The following is a 17,183-nucleotide window of genomic DNA, read 5'->3' as shown; positions in this document are numbered from 1 at the left end:
TAGCGAAAATTAATCGTTAAGATATAAGAAGCTTTAAATCTTGTACTTACACAGAAAGGTTGGGAGTTATGGAAGGGAAAATTTTAATCGTTGATGATCAATATGGCATTCGTGTGTTATTACATGAAGTGTTCCAAAAAGAAGGTTATCAGACATTCCAAGCAGCGAATGGATTTCAAGCTTTAGATATCGTGAAAAAAGATAATCCAGATTTAGTAGTGTTAGATATGAAAATTCCAGGTATGGATGGTATAGAGATTTTAAAACATGTAAAGGAAATTGATGAGAGTATTAAAGTAATTTTAATGACTGCTTATGGAGAGCTTGATATGATCCAAGAAGCAAAAGATTTAGGAGCTTTAATGCACTTTGCTAAACCGTTTGATATTGATGAGATTCGTCAAGCGGTGAGAGATCAGCTTGCTGTAGAGGCGTAAAAAATGAATTTTTTATAAAAAATATGGAAAAAAGCGTTTACATGGACTATTGAGCAGGTGAATACGGTTGAGTTTTTGAGTACAAGTTGTTATCCTATTGAGTGTAGAAAAAAGTCCGGTATGTAAATATACATATTTTACCTTATTCTGGTCATACTACCAGCGATAAGAACTTATCGGATACAAAAAACGTTTTTTAGGAGGATTCACCATGCCTTTAGTTTCTATGAAAGAAATGCTAAACACAGCACTAGAAGGAAAATACGCAGTTGGTCAATTCAACATGAACAACTTAGAGTGGACTCAAGCTATCTTAGCTGCTGCGGAAGAAGAAAAATCTCCTGTAATCCTAGGTGTATCTGAGGGTGCAGCTCGTCATATGACTGGTTTCAAAACAGTTGTAGCTATGGTTAAAGCTTTAATCGAAGAAATGAACATTACTGTTCCTGTAGCGATTCACCTTGACCATGGTTCAAGCTTCGAAAAATGTAAAGAAGCAATCGATGCAGGTTTCACATCTGTAATGATCGACGCTTCTCACCACCCATTCGAAGAAAACGTTGAAACTACTAAAAAAGTAGTAGAATACGCACACGCTCGTAACGTATCTGTTGAAGCTGAGCTTGGAACAGTTGGCGGACAAGAAGATGACATCATCGCTGAAGGCGTAATTTACGCTGATCCAGCAGAGTGTAAACACCTTGTTGAAGCAACAGGTATCGATTGCCTAGCTCCAGCTTTAGGTTCTGTACACGGTCCTTACAAAGGTGAGCCTAACTTAGGATTCGCTGAAATGGAACAAGTTCGTGACTTCACTGGCGTACCTTTAGTATTACACGGTGGTACTGGTATCCCAACTGCTGATATCGTAAAAGCTATTTCTTTAGGTACTTCAAAAATTAACGTAAACACTGAGAACCAAATTGAGTTTACAAAAGCTGTTCGTGAAGCATTAAGCAAAGACCAAGAAGTTTACGATCCTCGTAAATATATTGGACCTGGCCGCGACGCTATTAAAGCAACTGTTGCTGGTAAAATGCGTGAATTCGGTTCTAACGGTAAAGCGTAAGAATAAAATTCCGTTTTGGAAACCGTCTAGTCTTTTAGACGGTTTCCTTTCGTTGTATAATGAAAGCGTGAACAAATCTAAAGATTTTTATCATTTTGTTTTTGAAATAGAAAATAATGTGCATAGTCCTATTAATAAATGTGATAATGTATCTAAATTGATAAAGTAAATTCGATGAATAGTTAATCTTTATCTAGTCGTACTACAGGAGAAATGAAGATAATGGTTTCCTATTTATTGAGTTTTAGGGTGGAAAGAGTGATTGAGATTCTTAAGGGGAGCTTTCTATAAAGATATAGAAAGTAAATACATTCACAAGAAGGGAGCTCAATATGGAAAAATTGCTAATTGAAGGCGGAAGAGCTTTAAATGGAACAATTCGAGTGAGTGGTGCAAAGAACAGCGCCGTTGCACTAATTCCAGCGACAATTTTAGCAGATACTCCAGTAACTATTGGTGGTGTCCCTAATATTTCGGACGTGAAAATGTTAGGAGACTTGCTAGAGGAAATTGGGGGAAGAGTAACTTATGGACAGGAGGAAGAGATGGTAGTCGATCCTTCTAACATGGTTGCAATGCCTTTACCGAATGGAAAAGTGAAAAAATTGCGTGCTTCTTATTATTTAATGGGTGCGATGCTTGGCCGTTTTAAAAAAGCTGTTATTGGGCTTCCGGGTGGATGTCATTTAGGACCGAGGCCGATTGATCAGCATATTAAAGGGTTTGAAGCGTTAGGTGCACATGTTACGAATGAACAAGGTGCGATTTATTTAAGAGCAGATGAATTGCGCGGGGCACGTATTTATTTAGATGTTGTTAGTGTAGGAGCTACGATTAATATTATGCTAGCAGCTGTGCGAGCGAAAGGTAGAACTGTTATTGAAAACGCAGCGAAAGAACCAGAGATTATTGATGTAGCTACATTGTTAACAAGCATGGGTGCACGCATTAAAGGTGCTGGCACAGATGTAATCCGAATTGATGGTGTGGATTCACTGCACGGTTGTCACCATACGATCATTCCTGATCGTATTGAAGCGGGTACGTATATGATTTTAGGAGCTGCATCAGGAGGAGAAGTAACGGTTGATAATGTGATTCCTCAGCATTTAGAGTCAGTTACAGCGAAGTTAAGAGAAGCTGGTGTCCAAGTTGAAACGAATGATGACCAAATTACAGTGAACGGTAATAGAAGGTTAAAAGTAGTTGATATAAAAACGCTTGTATATCCAGGATTCCCAACAGATTTACAACAACCATTTACGACGCTTTTAACAAAGGCGCACGGAACGGGTGTTGTAACGGATACGATTTACGGCGCACGCTTTAAACACATTGATGAATTACGTCGTATGAATGCACAAATTAAAGTGGAAGGTCGTTCGGCAATTGTAACTGGTCCTGTTTTATTGCAAGGTGCAAAAGTGAAAGCAAGTGATTTAAGAGCTGGAGCGGCCCTTGTTATTGCCGGGTTAATGGCGGATGGAATTACAGAAGTAACCGGACTTGAGCATATTGATCGAGGTTATGAAAATATAGTAGACAAGCTTAAAGGTCTTGGCGCAAACATTTGGCGAGAACAAATGACAAGTCAAGAAATTGAAGAGATGAAAAACGCATAAGTGATACTTCCGCAAGGGGGAAGCGAAGCATCACTACTTGCGGAAGTATACTTTGTAGAGAAACACGGTTCACAAAATACGGCAGAAATATAAAGACTTAAAGGAGAGGGATTATCGTGGAAAGAAGTTTATCTATGGAGTTAGTACGTGTAACAGAGGCTGCAGCATTATCATCAGCGCGTTGGATGGGGCGCGGGAAAAAGGATGAGGCAGACGGTGCAGCAACATCAGCTATGCGTGATGTATTTGATACAATCCCGATGAAAGGTACAGTTGTAATTGGTGAAGGTGAGATGGACGAAGCACCAATGCTGTATATCGGAGAGAAATTAGGTACAGGATATGGACCACGTGTAGACGTTGCAGTTGATCCTTTAGAAGGGACAAACATCGTAGCAGCTGGTGGATGGAATGCTCTTGCTGTTATTGCAATTGCAGATCATGGTAATTTGTTACATGCTCCTGACATGTACATGGATAAAATCGCGGTTGGCCCAGAAGCAGTTGGGGCGGTCGATATTGATGCGCCTATTATCGATAACTTACGTGCGGTTGCGAAAGCGAAAAATAAAGATATTGAAGATGTTGTAGCGACAGTTTTAAACCGTCCACGTCATCAAGCAATTATCGAAGAAATTCGTAAAGCTGGTGCTCGTATTAAATTGATTAACGATGGAGATGTGGCTGGAGCAATTAATACTGCATTTGATCGCACAGGTGTAGATATTTTATTCGGCTCTGGTGGAGCGCCTGAGGGTGTATTAGCAGCAGTTGCATTAAAATGTTTAGGTGGAGAAATCCACGGAAAGCTTCTGCCTCAAAATGAAGCTGAATTAGCTCGTTGTAAAAAAATGGGCATTGAAGATATAAATCGTATCCTGCGTATGGAAGACTTAGTAAAAGGTGACGATGCAATCTTTGCAGCAACAGGCGTAACTGACGGAGAACTATTGCGCGGCGTTCAATTTAAAGGTAGCGTAGGAACAACACAATCCCTTGTTATGCGCGCAAAATCAGGCACAGTACGCTTCGTAGACGGACGTCACAGCTTGAATAAAAAACCGAACTTGGTTATTAAGTAAAAAGCGGAGGTGGCTCGCTCAGAATCGCAGGACATTGGAACTCTCGACCTTGAAGCGCTTTTTGCTTCGAGTGAGAGAGTGAAATGACCGGAGATTCTAGCCACCGGAGCTGGATTAAGTAAAAAGTGTAAGCAGCTCGTTCAGAATGGGAGGGGGATGGAGCTTCTGACGTAGAGGCGCTTTTTGCCTCGCAGGAAGAAGTGAAGCCACCGACCATTCTAGCTACTGGAACTAGGTTAAATAAAAGCGAAGACAAATTTTCTTGTCTTCGCTTCTTGTATTTGTGTTTCAACGTATTGATTAAAACTAGATAAAAGGGTTACAATAGTGAATATTACCCTACTTGAACTTATTGCCTTTCATTATTAATTATTTGCCTTCCGTATTTTTTCCCTTTACCCATGTGAAAAGAGAATAACGTTAAAGTGTGGTGTCTGAATGAATTTGTCAATTGCAGCATTAGAAAACATGAAATTAAAAGAGTTATACGAGCTTGCGAAAGAATTTAAGATTTCGTATTATAGCAAATTAACGAAAAAAGAGTTAATCTTCGCTATCCTAAAAGCTCGAGCAGAAAAAGAAGGTTTCTTCTTTATGGAAGGCGTATTAGAAATTATTCAATCAGAAGGATTTGGATTCCTACGTCCTATCAACTATTCTCCGAGCTCAGAAGATATTTATATCTCAGCTTCGCAAATTCGTCGTTTCGATTTACGTAATGGAGACAAGGTTTCTGGTAAAGTACGACCTCCGAAAGAAAATGAACGCTATTTTGGATTATTACAAGTTGAAGCTGTAAACGGAGATGATCCAGAGTCAGCAAAAGAGCGTGTGCATTTCCCTGCATTAACACCATTATACCCAGATCGCCAAATGAAATTGGAAACGGAACCGAAAAAGTTACCGACACGCATCATGGATTTAATCGCACCAGTTGGATTTGGACAACGTGGTTTAATTGTCGCGCCTCCAAAGGCTGGTAAAACTAGTCTATTAAAAGAAATTGCACACAGTGTTACAACAAATCATCCGGAAGCTGAATTAATTGTACTTTTAATTGATGAGCGTCCAGAGGAAGTAACAGACATTGAACGTTCTGTTAAAGGTGATGTTGTAAGCTCTACTTTTGATGAAGTACCAGAAAATCACATTAAAGTAGCGGAACTTGTGTTAGAACGTGCAATGCGTCTTGTAGAGCACAAAAAAGATGTTATCATTTTAATGGATAGTATTACCCGTTTAGCGCGAGCTTACAACCTGGTTATTCCGCCAAGTGGTAGAACATTATCGGGTGGTATCGACCCAGCTGCCTTCCATAGACCGAAGCGTTTCTTTGGAGCTGCACGTAATATTGAAGAAGGCGGTAGCTTAACGATTTTAGCAACAGCGCTTGTTGATACAGGATCTCGTATGGACGATGTAATTTACGAAGAATTTAAAGGAACTGGAAATATGGAACTTCACTTAGATCGTTCATTAGCTGAGCGTCGTATCTTCCCGGCAATTGATATTCGCCGTTCTGGTACACGTAAAGAAGATCTATTAATTCCGAAAGAACATTTAGACAAGTTATGGGGTATTCGTAAAACAATGCGCGATACACCGGACTTTGTCGAAGGTTTCTTACGTAAACTTCGTCAAACAAAGACAAATGAAGAATTTTTACAAAACATTGTTGCAGATTCGAAAAGATATGTAACAACGAAGTAAAGGGAAAAGATTGGGACTCGCTTATTTTGTGGTAAGCGAGTTTTTTATGTTTTTTAGGTAATGTTAAAGAGCGATGCGTGGAAGAATATTAGTTGATTCTAGTCGGATGAGTTGGCTCTGGTTTAAGTTGATAGCGGCTAGAAGCTCTGATCATTTCACGCTCTCGCATGAAGCAAAAAGCGATTCAAGGTCGAGAGTTTGAAGTGTCCTGGATTTTGAACGAGCCGCTTGCGCTTTTAAAATCAAAAAGACAAAAACAGGTAGTTGCAAAATGAAGTTAGCCTTGTTATAATTTCATCATATGTGTTTCATCAATATAGTTGTGTATGCAGCTGAAGATGAAAAACTCTGTTTCGAAAATGATTCAGGGCGGAAGGAGATGAAAAGAATGAAAGCAGGAATTCACCCAGATTACAAGAAAGTTGTATTCATGGACACAAACACAGGCTTCAAATTCTTAAGCGGATCTACTAAAGGATCTAACGAAACTGTTGAGTGGGAAGATGGTAACACTTATCCATTACTAAAAGTTGAGATCAGTTCTGATTCTCACCCATTCTACACTGGACGTCAGAAGTTTGCTACTGCAGACGGACGCGTTGACCGCTTCAATAAGAAATACGGTATTAAGTAATAAAAACATAAAACAGGCAAGTGTATGTATTCGCTTGTCTGTTTTTTTTGCGAAAATATTATACCTTTACCCTACTTTTAACTAAAAAGTAGATGAAAGGAGAGCTTCATGTACTTAATAAATCAAAATGGCTGGATTGAAGTGATTTGCGGTAGTATGTTTTCTGGTAAATCAGAAGAGCTTATCCGCCGTGTACGTCGTACACAATTTGCGAAACAACATGCAATTGTATTTAAACCATATATTGATAATCGTTATAGCGAAGAAGACGTTGTATCACATAATGGATTAAAGGTAAAAGCAGTTCCTGTTTCTGCCTCAAAAGATATATTTGAGCATATAACAGAAGATATGGATGTTATTGCAATCGATGAGGTACAGTTTTTTGATGGGGACATTGTGGAAGTGGTGCAAGTATTGGCAAATCGTGGCTATCGTGTCATTGTAGCTGGTTTAGACCAAGATTTCCGTGGTCTACCATTTGGACAAGTTCCTCAGCTGATGGCAATTGCTGAACATGTAACGAAACTGCAAGCAGTATGTTCTGCATGTGGATCTCCAGCAAGTCGTACGCAACGATTAATTAATGGAGAACCAGCGGCATTTGATGATCCCATTATTTTAGTTGGGGCTTCAGAATCGTATGAACCACGCTGTCGTCATTGTCATGCAGTTCCTACAAACAAAGATAAGTAAAACTCGCTGCGCAAGGCGGGTTTTTTTCAAAATAGAGAGAGTGAGTGGTGTGAGCCGCTTACGCTTTTAAATATAATTTGCGTTTTTTTGATTAAGTACCATATACTATTTGTATTAGATACTAGGATGTAGAGGTGAATGGTGTGTTAGATCGTTTGCAAGCTGTAGAAGATCGTTATGAGAAGTTAAATGAATTGTTAAGTGACCCAGAGGTTATTAGCGATACAAATAAGCTTCGTGAGTATTCAAAGGAACAATCTGATATGCAGGAAACGGTAGAGGTGTACCGTGAGTATAAAGATGTTCGTGAGCAATTAAGAGATGCAAAAGCAATGTTAGAAGATAAGTTAGACGCTGATATGCGTGAAATGGTAAAAGAAGAGGTTTCTGAATTAGAAGGACAAGATAAAGAATTGTCAGAGCGTCTGAAAATTTTACTTGTTCCAAAAGACCCTAATGATGATAAAAACGTTATCGTTGAGGTTCGTGGCGCTGCTGGTGGTGATGAGGCGGCTTTATTTGCTGGTGATTTATATCGTATGTATAGCCGTTATGCTGAGGTACAAGGTTGGAAAACTGAAATTATCGAAGCGAGCTATACAGAGTTAGGTGGATATAAAGAGATTATCTTTATGATTAACGGTAAAGGTGCGTTCGCGAAGCTGAAATTCGAGAATGGTGCTCACCGTGTGCAACGTGTTCCTGAAACGGAATCTGGTGGACGTATTCATACATCTACAGCAACTGTGGCTGTATTACCAGAGGCAGAAGAAGTAGAAATTAGTATTCATGAAAAAGATGTTCGTGTTGATACGTTTGCTTCTAGTGGTCCTGGTGGACAAAGTGTTAATACAACGATGTCAGCGGTACGTTTAACGCATTTACCGACTGGTGTAGTTGTATCGTGTCAGGATGAGAAATCACAAATTAAGAATAAAGAAAAAGCGATGAAAGTATTACGCGCACGTGTTTATGATAAGTTTAGACAAGAAGCGCAAGCTGAGTATGATCAAAACCGTAAACAAGCTGTTGGTACGGGTGATCGTTCAGAGCGTATTCGTACGTATAACTTCCCGCAAAACCGTGTTACAGACCATCGAATCGGTTTAACGATTCAAAAGCTAGATCAAATCTTACAAGGTAAGTTAGATGATTTCATCAATGCCTTAGTAATGGAAGATCAGGCTCAAAAGATGGAGGCAGCTGAGTAATGCGTGTCTATGAAGCCCTGAAATGGGCTTCTTCTTTTTTACAGGAAAATGGACGAGATGAAAATGCGGGAGAAATTGTCCTTTGTCATGTATTAAAGACGAACAGAACCGGAATGCTCATGAATATGCGTGAAGAAATAACTGTGGAACAAGAAACAAGTTTTACGGAGTTTATTCACAAGCATGTAGAAGGTATTCCTATTCAATATATGATTGGTTATGAAATGTTTTATGGACGATCGTTCTTTGTGAATGAAGAAGTATTAATACCAAGACCGGAAACAGAAGAGCTTATAGTGGGAGTGTTAGAAAGAATCGATCGCCATTTTGGTGATGAGAAACTACATGTAGCAGATATCGGTACAGGTAGCGGGGCAATTTCGATTACACTTGCTTTAGAAAATAAAAATCTTCATGTGTATACGGTAGATATTGCGCAGGAGTCGATTGAGGTTGCAAAAGAAAATGCAAAAACTTTGGGCGCACAAGTAACGTTCTATCACGGTGATTTATTATCACCATTTTATAAAACGGGTCAAAAGTTAGATGTTGTTGTTTCAAATCCTCCATATATACCGGAAGAAGATTGGCGTGGCCTTTCTCCTGTGGTGAAAGAGCATGAGCCAAAGAGAGCGCTTGTTGGCGGTGAAGACGGATTAGATTTCTATCGCCGTTTTATGGAAGAGTTGCCGAATGTATTGCAGAAGAAAGCAATTGTGGCATTTGAAATTGGAGTAGGACAAGGTGAGGACGTGAAAGAGCTGTTACAACAAGCTTTTCCACATGCTCATGTTGAGGTTGTTTTTGATATTAACGGAAAAGACCGTATGGTATTTGCAGAGATGGAGTAAGGTTCACACCTTACTCTATTTTTTGTGGAAAAATTTATATAGATTTTGAATTTAATAGTTTAGAAAGATGAAAGTCTGTCCACACTGTTTGTAGAAGGGACGGTGGAGGAAATGAAAAAACAAGTTATTGCTTATCTTCTTCTATTATTAATTGGTGCACAGTTGCTTGTGCAGTTTGGATATATGAAAGCTGATGCGAAAGGGCCTTCAGTTATTCCGAAAGAGGCCGTTCGATTACGGATTTTAGCAAATAGTGATTCAGATAAAGACCAGGCTTTAAAGCGAAAAGTGCGTGATGAAGTAAAAGCACAAATTGATGGATGGGTAGCGGATTTAACTTCATTTGAAGAGGCACGTAAAGTCATTCAAAGTCATATTCCAGAAATCGAAAAAACAGTGGCAAATACGTTGAAACAAGAAGGAAGTAAAGATTCATTTCAAGTGAAATTTAGTAAGAATGTAAAGTTTCCTACAAAGGTATATGGGAATTTTATTTATCCAGCAGGGGAATATGAGGCAGTATTGATTACAATTGGGGAAGGTGAAGGGGCAAACTGGTGGTGTGTATTATTTCCACCGATGTGTTTCTTAGATTTTTCAAGTGGTACAGCTGTAAGGAAAGAAGAGCATATTGTGAAGGCTGAATCTCCTGAAGAGGGGGAAGTTAAGGAGCAAGATGAGGAAGTAGTGGAGGTACAAGAGAAGAAAGAGGATAAAGTGAAAGAAACGAAAGTTATAAAGCAGGAAGTCGCAAAAAAAGTAACAGCTTCTGAAAAGAAAGTAGTAAAAAATGAAACGAAAGTAGAAGAACAACCTGTAAGTAAAGAAGAAACAAAAACTGTGGACAAAGTGGAGAAGCCTGTGGAACAAAAGCAAGAAAAACAAAATGAGTATGTAAAAGTAGAGGAAGAGGAAGAAAAGCCAGAAGTTAAGTTATTTATTGTAGAAGCTTTTACATCTTTATTCTCTAAATAGTACTATTAGTAGGTCCCTTCTCATATATAAAAAAGAGGAGGGATTTACTATGAAGAAAGTATATTTTGCGAAAAAAGCAGATGTGGAAAGATTGCATTCTTTTTTCGGACAAGCTAATAAAAAAGATGATAAAATAAATGAGTTGTACGCGCAATTTATGATTTTGGAAGAGGCGGAAGAAATAAGGGCTGTAATTGGTTATGAACAAAGTGGAGAAGATGTGCTTATCCGTTCTTGTTTATTCACACCTAATGTGGATAAACAGACTTTCTTATATTTTTTTGAAATGTTTTTGCAGTATATGAACGAAAAAAATATTCGACAATTGTACTTACTAACAAATCATCCACAATCTATAACAATCTTTCAGTTTTTTGACTTTGTTACTATAGAGAAAGAAAACGTACCAGAGGGAATTCGACAGTTAGAACACTTTTGTAAAAATATAAAAGAGCCAAATGCAATAATACTAAATTGTCAGCTATTCACAAAGTTATCCACGGATTAATTAGGTTTATCCACATTTTGTGGATAAACCTTGTTTGTCTTTTGGATAAATCTCATAGTAAACTAAAAATAGACAAGTATTTCAGGGTAGAAAAGGACGTGGGAAAAAATGCATACAAATATGTGGGTTGTGGATAATGTTGTGGAAAGAAAAAAATATTATCCACAGTTACAAGAAGCAGCAAAATTATTAAGGGAAAACGAGGCGATTGCCTTCCCTACAGAAACGGTATATGGACTAGGCGCAAATGCGATGAATGATGAAGCGATCGCGAAAATTTTTGAAGCAAAAGGAAGACCGAGTGATAATCCACTTATTGTCCACATTGGTGCAAAATCGCAGTTAGATGGGATTGTGACAGAAATTCCGCTAGTTGCAGAGAAGTTAATGGAACATTTTTGGCCAGGACCGTTAACAATTATTTTACCTAGAAAAGAAGGGATTTCAGAGAAGGTGACGGCAGGGCTTAATACGGTTGGAGTAAGAATGCCTAATCATCCAATAGCCCTTGCTCTTATTGAGGAGGCAAATGTACCTGTTGCAGCACCGAGTGCGAATCGTTCTGGTCGTCCAAGTCCAACGTTAGCATCTCACGTATATGAAGATTTAAATGAGAAAATTGCAGGTATTGTAGATGGTGGTGCAACAGGCGTAGGTGTTGAATCGACTGTAATTGATTGTACGAGCGCTGTTCCAACGATATTACGCCCAGGTGGGATTACGAAAGAACAATTGGAAGCGGTAATTGGCACGGTTTCTTTAGATCCGGCTTTAAAGGATGAGAAGGAAAAACCGAAATCACCTGGAATGAAATATACACATTATGCACCGAAAGCGCCACTGAGTATTGTTGAAGGTTCACGTGAATTTATTCAACGCCTTGTGGATGAGAAGAAGGAAGAAGGATTCAAAGTAGGTGTATTAACGACAGAAGAGTATCAGCACGTATATGGCGCGGATGTTGTATTGTCTTGTGGTGTAAGAAGCGATTTAGCTAGCGTTGCGACTAAATTATATGATGTACTTAGAACATTTGATGCAAGTGAAGTAGATGTTATTTTTAGTGAATCATTCCCGAATGAAGGAATAGGGAATGCCATTATGAATCGCTTAACAAAAGCGGCAGGACATCAAATTATTACTGAATGATAAGGTACGATTAGCAAACAGAATATTTCTCCTCGGATAAGCATATTTTGAAGTAGCACGTCCGAGGAGGGACATGAATGACGTTTGAACAGCTAATACCTTTAATAATTATGGCATTCGCCTTAGGGATGGATGCGTTCTCGGTGAGTCTTGGTATGGGGATGATGACCTTAAAGGTAAGACAAATCATGTATATCGGTATGACGATAGGGATATTTCATATTATCATGCCTTTTATAGGGATGGTATTAGGGCGTTTTTTATCAGAGCAGTATGGAGATATTGCACATTTTGCAGGTGCTATTTTATTAATTGGACTAGGATTTTATATTGTATATTCCTCTATTTTGGAGAATGAAAAGACTAGAACGGCCCCTATTGGAATTAGTTTATTTGTATTTGCATTTGGCGTTAGTATAGATAGTTTTTCAGTAGGGCTTAGTCTTGGTATTTACGGAGCGCAGACGATTATTACAATATTACTTTTTGGATTTGTTAGTATGTTATTAGCGTGGACTGGTTTATTAATTGGTAGACATGCGAAAGATATGCTCGGTACATATGGTGAGATAGTAGGTGGTATCATTCTAGTTGGATTTGGATTACATCTCCTTTTTCCTATATAATTTTAAGGAGGAGGGAGTTATGAATAAATTATTGGAATGGTATATTCGATTTTTAACTTTTTTCCCTAGGTGGTTACGGCGGCTTGTTATTTGGGGTATTATTTTACAAATTTCGATTTTAGGTTGGATCAAATTAATTCGCGAATGGTAATATAGTTCCTTTCTGTGCATAGTTTTATTTATACTAATTTACGCTAAACAATTATAAATATAGAAAGGATGAGATGAATGACGAGATTGAAGCAAGTTTTTGGTATTATTATTAGTTTTTTTGTTTTTTGGTTTAGTATGCTCGGTGTACAAATGTTTGCTGAGTTTTTAGATATCGAGTCATTGAAGTTTGTTGCGGGGAAAACGGAGGGGGCGCGTGCCTTTTATTCTCCATACCCGTTTATAATCGTTTTTCTTATTACATTGCTTTCCCTATACTTCTTCGTAATTAAGCTTGGGAAACCGAAAAAAGAGAAAGTACCTACTTTAGAGGAGCAGAAAGAAGAGATATAAGGGGATACGATTTTAGCAAAGACTGTACCAAATTATTTTGGTACAGTCTTTTTATTTTACAGGTATTTTATTTTGAGTGAATTGCTTCCACTTTTAAATAGGCCTCACTAATTCAAATTGTTCTCCTAGTTTTGCGTAGTTGTGTCCTGCTAGGCGGCTTACTGGTTTTAGTCCTTCTGCATGAATGCGACCTTTTTCGTATAGGTGTTCTGCGACGTGGAAACGAACGACGCGTCCGATTAGTAGGTCGCAAGCTGGTGAGTCTTCTGTTCCGCCAAGGGGGATTGCGCGTTCTAGTACGCATTCCATTCGAATATTTGCTTCTTTTACACCTGGAACAGAGATGACGTCACTTTCAATTGGTGTTAGTTTTGCTAGTTCAATTTCACTCTCGTTTGGCGGGAGGTTAGCTGCTGTTTCGTTAATTGCTTCTACGTAAGATTCATCAGAAATATGTACGACAAACTCACCTTTTTCAATTGCGTTTCGAGAAGTATCTTTCGGTGTTCCTGCTTTTCGTTGTACAGAAACTGAGATAAGTGGTGGATTAGCAGCGACAATATTGAAATAACTATATGGTGCTCCGTTTAATACGCCGTCTTTTGTTACAGAAGTAACGAATGCGACGGGGCGTGGAATGATACTTCCCGTTAATAATTTGTAATTCTCTTTTTCCGTTTGTTCATTTGGATTAATGGATAACATGCTTAAAATCCCCTTTCTAAATATGACGACTTATTGTTTGTTTACAAGATGTTAGTGGGAAACTCCTGCTGAAAATAATATTTTTATTACATAAAAAGAACTTACTTCAATCGCAATGAAGTAAGTTCCGTCTAAATAATCTCGAATTCAAGATAAAAATTATAATAAAACGTATGCACCAGGTCCGATTAAAGCTACTCCAATAGCAACGGCGATTAACATTAAATTGTATTCATATCCGTTTTGTGTTACCCAGTAACCATTTTTTCCGTGAACAGTGAAAATAGCCATTAACATTGTTCCAACGATAAATAATGAACCAATTGCAGTGAAAATACCTGATGCAAATAAGAAACCACCTAATAATTCAGTTGCGCCAGCCATAAATGCCATGAATACACCAGGGCGTAAGCCGATTGACTCCATCCAGCCGCCAGTTCCTTTCAGGCCGTAGCCACCAAACCAACCAAATAATTTTTGAGCACCATGACCCATGAATGTAATACCTATAATAAGACGAATAATAAGAAGACCGATATCCATCATTTTAAAACCCCCTAAAAGTTATTAACTTATCTTATGTAAGTAATGATAAAATAGTTACTTACTTAAGTCAAGTGGGTTTCGAAAAAAGTTTGAAAATAATTTTACAAATTAGCGATAAAAAATAAAATGTAGTAAAGACCTCTAGACAAGTTAGGTAAAAAAAGAGAAAATATAAGTAGAAGTTAACTTCTTATTGTTATTCAGACAATCAGAATTGACTGGAATTTTATGAGGCGCTACAATAAGAGTCTAGCAGTAACGACGTAATTTATTTCGAAAGCGTTTTTACAGTATAATATTCGAAGTATGAGGTCTTACGTTTATTTCGATCTTTAATAGAGATTGCCCTATAAACTTTTAGGTAAATTATAAGGAGGACTATCCTATGTTTAAAAAATTATTCGGTTTAGGTTCAAAAACAAATGAAGAAACAATCGTAGCTCCATTAACTGGAGCAGTGAAAAATATTGAAGAAGTACCAGATCCAGTATTCGCTGGTCGTATGATGGGCGACGGTGTTGCAATCGATCCTACTGAAGGTGTAGTTGTATCTCCAGTTGATGGTGAAATCGTACAATTATTCCACACGAAACATGCGATTGGAATTAAAGCGAAAAACGGTACAGAAATTTTAATCCACGTTGGATTAGAAACTGTAAAAATGGAAGGCGAAGGTTTCGAAGCTCACGTTTCTGAAGGACAAGCTGTAAAAGCTGGAGATAAATTAATCTCATTCGACCTAGAATTAATCCGTGAAAAAGCGAAAAGCACAATTACTCCAATCGTTATCACAAATACAGATGCAGCTGAGTCTATTAAGACAACTGTAGGTGTAACTGCTATAAAAGGTTCAACAGAAGTAATGAAAGTTACAATGAAATAATTATTGCATGAAAGGAATCCGTTTCGTATGAAATGGATTCCTTATTTTGTTTTGTAGTCTGTTCCTTATGTATGGTAAAATACTTTGGGCACTTGGAAATAGGGTTTCACATATATGTGGATAAGGCGCATTTTTCTTAGAAAAAATATAAGAGAAATGCGCCTTTCGTATATTCACATTTCTTTTGTTCTATTCTTATGTACGTTATGATAAAAAGTAGGAAAAAGAAGAAAAGGGGTGGGTTTGGATGAAACGAGTGTTATTTATTTGCACTGGAAATACATGCCGTAGCCCGATGGCCGAGGCGTTACTTTGTCATCATGGAGCAGGTAAGTTTGAAGTGCAATCTGCTGGTGTTTTCGCCTATCCTGGAAGTGATGCGTCGATATATGCAAAGGAAGCTTTAGCTGAAAAGGGAATTGCAATCGATCATGCTTCGCAGCAGGTAAATGAAGCTTTGATTGAATGGGCTGATATTGTAGTAACAATGACGGAAAACCATAAGCAAATTGTACTTGGGCATTATCCGAGTGTTGAAAAGAAAGTAGATACATTATATGGAGTAACTGAGGGGATAAGTAAGGATATTTCAGATCCATTTGGCGGGTCACTTTCTATTTATAAAGAAACGTTAGAAGAGATGGAAAAACTTGTACAAACTTTACTGAAAAAACATTCAGAAGGTTGATGTTTCGTGTATAATACGATATTGGAGATCACTTCGTTCCGCTAAGGTAGCGAGTGAGAAATGAAGATAATTGATTGAAACTTTGGAGGGGTAAAAATGAAAGTAGTAGTAGCATCTGATCACGGCGGTATGAATATCCGTAAAGAACTTATAAGTTTATTAGAAGAGTTAAATATTGAATATATTGATTTAGGTTGTGAATGTGAAGCTGGTTCTGTTGATTACCCTGATTTTGCGTTTCCTGCAGCGGAAATGGTAGCGAATGGCGAAGTAGATCGTGGTATTTTAGTTTGTGGGACAGGCATCGGTATGTCAATTGCAGCAAATAAAGTAAATGGTATTCGTTGTGCGTTAGTTCATGATACTTTCAGTGCGAAAGCAACGAGAGAGCATAATGATACGAACATGCTAGCAATGGGCGAGCGTGTAATTGGTGTAGGTCTAGCACGTGACATCGCAAAAATTTGGTTAACAACTGACTATGAAGGTGGTCGTCACGAAAACCGCGTAGGAAAAATTAAAACATACGAAACAAAGTAATAGATTCTAACTAGAAGTAGTATGAAATATAATTTGGTGAACCAACCTGTGAAAGGAAGAGGCGTAATGACAGAAATCGTAAAAGTAAGAGAACAGTTACAAAGTTCGCTTGCTGATTTCCAAGAACAAGCTTCATTACAAAGTAGTCAAATTTTTGTAGTGGGGTGTAGCACGAGCGAAGTGCTAGGAGAAAGAATTGGAACATCAGGAACGATGGAAGTAGCAGAGGCGATTTTTTCTGAGTTAAAACAATTTCAAGAGAAAACAGGTATTGAGTTGGCGTTTCAATGTTGTGAGCATTTAAACCGTGCTTTAGTAGTTGAGAGAGAGTTGGCGATGAAATATCAATTTGAAATTGTAACAGTTACGCCTGTTAGATCAGCAGGTGGTGCATTAGCAACATATGCGTATCACAATTTGAAAAACCCGGTAGTAATTGAGTTTATTAAAGCAGATGCAGGAATGGATATTGGTGATACATTTATTGGTATGCATTTAAAGCATGTAGCTGTTCCGGTTCGTACAGGTGTGAAGGAAATTGGAAGTGCGCATGTAACGATGGCAACAACACGTGGAAAACTAATTGGTGGAGCACGTGCTGTTTATGCGGCGAAGGAAGAGACTATCACTTGCCGTTAGACATGAAAAATTATAAAGTCGCATAATAGCTTTATATCGAAAGATAAAAGGTATGTAGTCTGACTTTATAATAGAAGAAAGAAAAGACCGATTTTCGGTCTTTTTTTT

The 17,183-nt window shown here is 38.1% G+C and carries 21 protein-coding genes; 19 read left to right on the top strand and 2 right to left on the bottom strand.

Going from position 1 to position 17,183, the window contains the following annotated elements; translation table 11 throughout:
• The first annotated feature begins 68 nt into the window (after positions 1-68).
• From spo0F to ACTFOB_RS23470, 15 genes are all read left to right on the top strand, one after another.
• A complete protein-coding gene (gene spo0F / locus ACTFOB_RS23540; RefSeq protein WP_000398592.1) occupies positions 69-437 on the top strand; it encodes a sporulation initiation phosphotransferase Spo0F in 369 nt (122 codons plus the stop codon).
• Positions 438-648: 211 nt separating this feature from the next.
• On the top strand, positions 649-1,506 hold the full coding sequence (locus ACTFOB_RS23535) for a class II fructose-bisphosphate aldolase (RefSeq protein WP_001131858.1): 858 nt from the start codon (positions 649-651) through the stop codon (positions 1,504-1,506).
• Between the two features lie 332 nt (positions 1,507-1,838).
• Positions 1,839-3,128: a UDP-N-acetylglucosamine 1-carboxyvinyltransferase gene (murA, locus tag ACTFOB_RS23530; protein ID WP_000413265.1), complete on the top strand. Its 1,290-nt coding sequence runs from the start codon at positions 1,839-1,841 to the stop codon at positions 3,126-3,128.
• 116 nt (positions 3,129-3,244) lie between these two features.
• Positions 3,245-4,210, top strand: coding sequence for a class II fructose-bisphosphatase (glpX, locus tag ACTFOB_RS23525; protein WP_000442336.1), 966 nt, complete (start codon positions 3,245-3,247; stop codon positions 4,208-4,210).
• A gap of 438 nt (positions 4,211-4,648) precedes the next feature.
• The gene (rho, locus tag ACTFOB_RS23520) at positions 4,649-5,920 is read left to right on the top strand and encodes a transcription termination factor Rho (RefSeq protein WP_001053898.1); all 1,272 of its coding nucleotides are present in this window, start codon (positions 4,649-4,651) and stop codon (positions 5,918-5,920) included.
• A gap of 388 nt (positions 5,921-6,308) precedes the next feature.
• Positions 6,309-6,554 (top strand): type B 50S ribosomal protein L31, encoded by a 246-nt coding sequence (locus ACTFOB_RS23515; protein ID WP_060632964.1) that lies wholly within the window; start codon positions 6,309-6,311, stop codon positions 6,552-6,554.
• 108 nt (positions 6,555-6,662) lie between these two features.
• Entirely contained in the window at positions 6,663-7,250 is a 588-nt protein-coding gene (locus ACTFOB_RS23510) for a thymidine kinase (protein ID WP_440027554.1), read from the top strand.
• Positions 7,251-7,393: 143 nt separating this feature from the next.
• Positions 7,394-8,461 carry a peptide chain release factor 1 gene (gene prfA, locus ACTFOB_RS23505; protein WP_033656424.1) on the top strand — a complete coding sequence of 356 codons (1,068 nt, stop codon included), beginning with the start codon at positions 7,394-7,396 and terminating at the stop codon, positions 8,459-8,461.
• The gene (gene prmC / locus ACTFOB_RS23500) at positions 8,461-9,312 is read left to right on the top strand and encodes a peptide chain release factor N(5)-glutamine methyltransferase (RefSeq protein ID WP_440027555.1); all 852 of its coding nucleotides are present in this window, start codon (positions 8,461-8,463) and stop codon (positions 9,310-9,312) included. Before prfA ends, prmC begins: the two co-directional genes overlap by 1 nt.
• A 111-nt stretch (positions 9,313-9,423) precedes the next feature.
• Entirely contained in the window at positions 9,424-10,287 is an 864-nt protein-coding gene (spoIIR, locus tag ACTFOB_RS23495) for a stage II sporulation protein R (protein WP_440027557.1), read from the top strand.
• 49 nt (positions 10,288-10,336) lie between these two features.
• The gene (locus tag ACTFOB_RS23490) at positions 10,337-10,795 is read left to right on the top strand and encodes a mechanosensitive ion channel protein (protein ID WP_151630179.1); all 459 of its coding nucleotides are present in this window, start codon (positions 10,337-10,339) and stop codon (positions 10,793-10,795) included.
• A 108-nt stretch (positions 10,796-10,903) separates the two neighbouring features.
• Positions 10,904-11,944 carry an L-threonylcarbamoyladenylate synthase gene (locus ACTFOB_RS23485; RefSeq protein WP_440027559.1) on the top strand — a complete coding sequence of 347 codons (1,041 nt, stop codon included), beginning with the start codon at positions 10,904-10,906 and terminating at the stop codon, positions 11,942-11,944.
• A gap of 77 nt (positions 11,945-12,021) precedes the next feature.
• Positions 12,022-12,570: a manganese efflux pump MntP gene (locus ACTFOB_RS23480; protein ID WP_151630181.1), complete on the top strand. Its 549-nt coding sequence runs from the start codon at positions 12,022-12,024 to the stop codon at positions 12,568-12,570.
• Between the two features lie 19 nt (positions 12,571-12,589).
• Positions 12,590-12,721: a hypothetical protein gene (locus ACTFOB_RS23475; protein WP_440027562.1), complete on the top strand. Its 132-nt coding sequence runs from the start codon at positions 12,590-12,592 to the stop codon at positions 12,719-12,721.
• A 77-nt stretch (positions 12,722-12,798) separates the two neighbouring features.
• A complete protein-coding gene (locus tag ACTFOB_RS23470) occupies positions 12,799-13,074 on the top strand; it encodes a DUF3935 domain-containing protein (RefSeq protein WP_151630182.1) in 276 nt (91 codons plus the stop codon).
• Positions 13,075-13,167: 93 nt separating this feature from the next.
• On the opposite strand, the gene ACTFOB_RS23465 is transcribed toward ACTFOB_RS23470, so the two are convergent.
• Positions 13,168-13,779, bottom strand: coding sequence for a flavin reductase family protein (locus ACTFOB_RS23465; RefSeq protein ID WP_151630183.1), 612 nt, complete (start codon positions 13,777-13,779; stop codon positions 13,168-13,170).
• Positions 13,780-13,938: 159 nt separating this feature from the next.
• Positions 13,939-14,325, bottom strand: a complete 387-nt coding sequence (locus ACTFOB_RS23460) for a DoxX family protein (protein ID WP_000968694.1) — start codon at positions 14,323-14,325, stop codon at positions 13,939-13,941.
• 385 nt (positions 14,326-14,710) lie between these two features.
• Here ACTFOB_RS23460 and ACTFOB_RS23455 point away from each other — a divergent pair, with 385 nt between their 5' ends.
• The 4 genes from ACTFOB_RS23455 to ACTFOB_RS23440 all read left to right on the top strand — a co-directional run bounded on the left by ACTFOB_RS23455 (position 14,711) and on the right by ACTFOB_RS23440 (position 17,075).
• On the top strand, positions 14,711-15,208 hold the full coding sequence (locus tag ACTFOB_RS23455) for a PTS sugar transporter subunit IIA (protein ID WP_440027565.1): 498 nt from the start codon (positions 14,711-14,713) through the stop codon (positions 15,206-15,208).
• A 247-nt stretch (positions 15,209-15,455) separates the two neighbouring features.
• Entirely contained in the window at positions 15,456-15,896 is a 441-nt protein-coding gene (locus ACTFOB_RS23450; protein WP_440027567.1) for a low molecular weight protein arginine phosphatase, read from the top strand.
• A 96-nt stretch (positions 15,897-15,992) separates the two neighbouring features.
• Complete coding sequence (rpiB, locus tag ACTFOB_RS23445; RefSeq protein ID WP_440027569.1) at positions 15,993-16,436, top strand: ribose 5-phosphate isomerase B; 444 nt, start codon at positions 15,993-15,995, stop codon at positions 16,434-16,436.
• A 21-nt stretch (positions 16,437-16,457) separates the two neighbouring features.
• Positions 16,458-17,075 carry a TIGR01440 family protein gene (locus ACTFOB_RS23440; RefSeq protein ID WP_440027571.1) on the top strand — a complete coding sequence of 206 codons (618 nt, stop codon included), beginning with the start codon at positions 16,458-16,460 and terminating at the stop codon, positions 17,073-17,075.
• Positions 17,076-17,183: the final 108 nt, after the last annotated feature.

Origin of the sequence: Bacillus cereus group sp. MYBK79-1, assembly GCF_051915365.1 — a bacterium.
GTDB lineage: Bacteria > Bacillota > Bacilli > Bacillales > Bacillaceae_G > Bacillus_A.
This window is presented reverse-complemented; position numbering and strand designations above follow the sequence as displayed.

What these genes read in the sequence shown, in the direction of transcription:
- prmC (WP_440027555.1), top strand. Translation starts at nt 8,461, where the DNA reads ATGCGTGTCTATGAAGCCCTGAAATGGGCTTCTTCTTTTTTACAGGAA.
- ACTFOB_RS23460 (WP_000968694.1), bottom strand. Translation starts at nt 14,325, where the DNA reads ATGATGGATATCGGTCTTCTTATTATTCGTCTTATTATAGGTATTACA.
- ACTFOB_RS23475 (WP_440027562.1), top strand. Translation starts at nt 12,590, where the DNA reads ATGAATAAATTATTGGAATGGTATATTCGATTTTTAACTTTTTTCCCT.
- ACTFOB_RS23470 (WP_151630182.1), top strand. Translation starts at nt 12,799, where the DNA reads ATGACGAGATTGAAGCAAGTTTTTGGTATTATTATTAGTTTTTTTGTT.
- ACTFOB_RS23465 (WP_151630183.1), bottom strand. Translation starts at nt 13,779, where the DNA reads ATGTTATCCATTAATCCAAATGAACAAACGGAAAAAGAGAATTACAAA.
- murA (WP_000413265.1), top strand. Translation starts at nt 1,839, where the DNA reads ATGGAAAAATTGCTAATTGAAGGCGGAAGAGCTTTAAATGGAACAATT.
- ACTFOB_RS23485 (WP_440027559.1), top strand. Translation starts at nt 10,904, where the DNA reads ATGCATACAAATATGTGGGTTGTGGATAATGTTGTGGAAAGAAAAAAA.
- spoIIR (WP_440027557.1), top strand. Translation starts at nt 9,424, where the DNA reads ATGAAAAAACAAGTTATTGCTTATCTTCTTCTATTATTAATTGGTGCA.
- rho (WP_001053898.1), top strand. Translation starts at nt 4,649, where the DNA reads ATGAATTTGTCAATTGCAGCATTAGAAAACATGAAATTAAAAGAGTTA.
- ACTFOB_RS23515 (WP_060632964.1), top strand. Translation starts at nt 6,309, where the DNA reads ATGAAAGCAGGAATTCACCCAGATTACAAGAAAGTTGTATTCATGGAC.
- ACTFOB_RS23440 (WP_440027571.1), top strand. Translation starts at nt 16,458, where the DNA reads ATGAAATATAATTTGGTGAACCAACCTGTGAAAGGAAGAGGCGTAATG.
- ACTFOB_RS23455 (WP_440027565.1), top strand. Translation starts at nt 14,711, where the DNA reads ATGTTTAAAAAATTATTCGGTTTAGGTTCAAAAACAAATGAAGAAACA.
- ACTFOB_RS23490 (WP_151630179.1), top strand. Translation starts at nt 10,337, where the DNA reads ATGAAGAAAGTATATTTTGCGAAAAAAGCAGATGTGGAAAGATTGCAT.
- rpiB (WP_440027569.1), top strand. Translation starts at nt 15,993, where the DNA reads ATGAAAGTAGTAGTAGCATCTGATCACGGCGGTATGAATATCCGTAAA.
- ACTFOB_RS23480 (WP_151630181.1), top strand. Translation starts at nt 12,022, where the DNA reads ATGACGTTTGAACAGCTAATACCTTTAATAATTATGGCATTCGCCTTA.
- ACTFOB_RS23510 (WP_440027554.1), top strand. Translation starts at nt 6,663, where the DNA reads ATGTACTTAATAAATCAAAATGGCTGGATTGAAGTGATTTGCGGTAGT.
- ACTFOB_RS23535 (WP_001131858.1), top strand. Translation starts at nt 649, where the DNA reads ATGCCTTTAGTTTCTATGAAAGAAATGCTAAACACAGCACTAGAAGGA.
- spo0F (WP_000398592.1), top strand. Translation starts at nt 69, where the DNA reads ATGGAAGGGAAAATTTTAATCGTTGATGATCAATATGGCATTCGTGTG.
- ACTFOB_RS23450 (WP_440027567.1), top strand. Translation starts at nt 15,456, where the DNA reads ATGAAACGAGTGTTATTTATTTGCACTGGAAATACATGCCGTAGCCCG.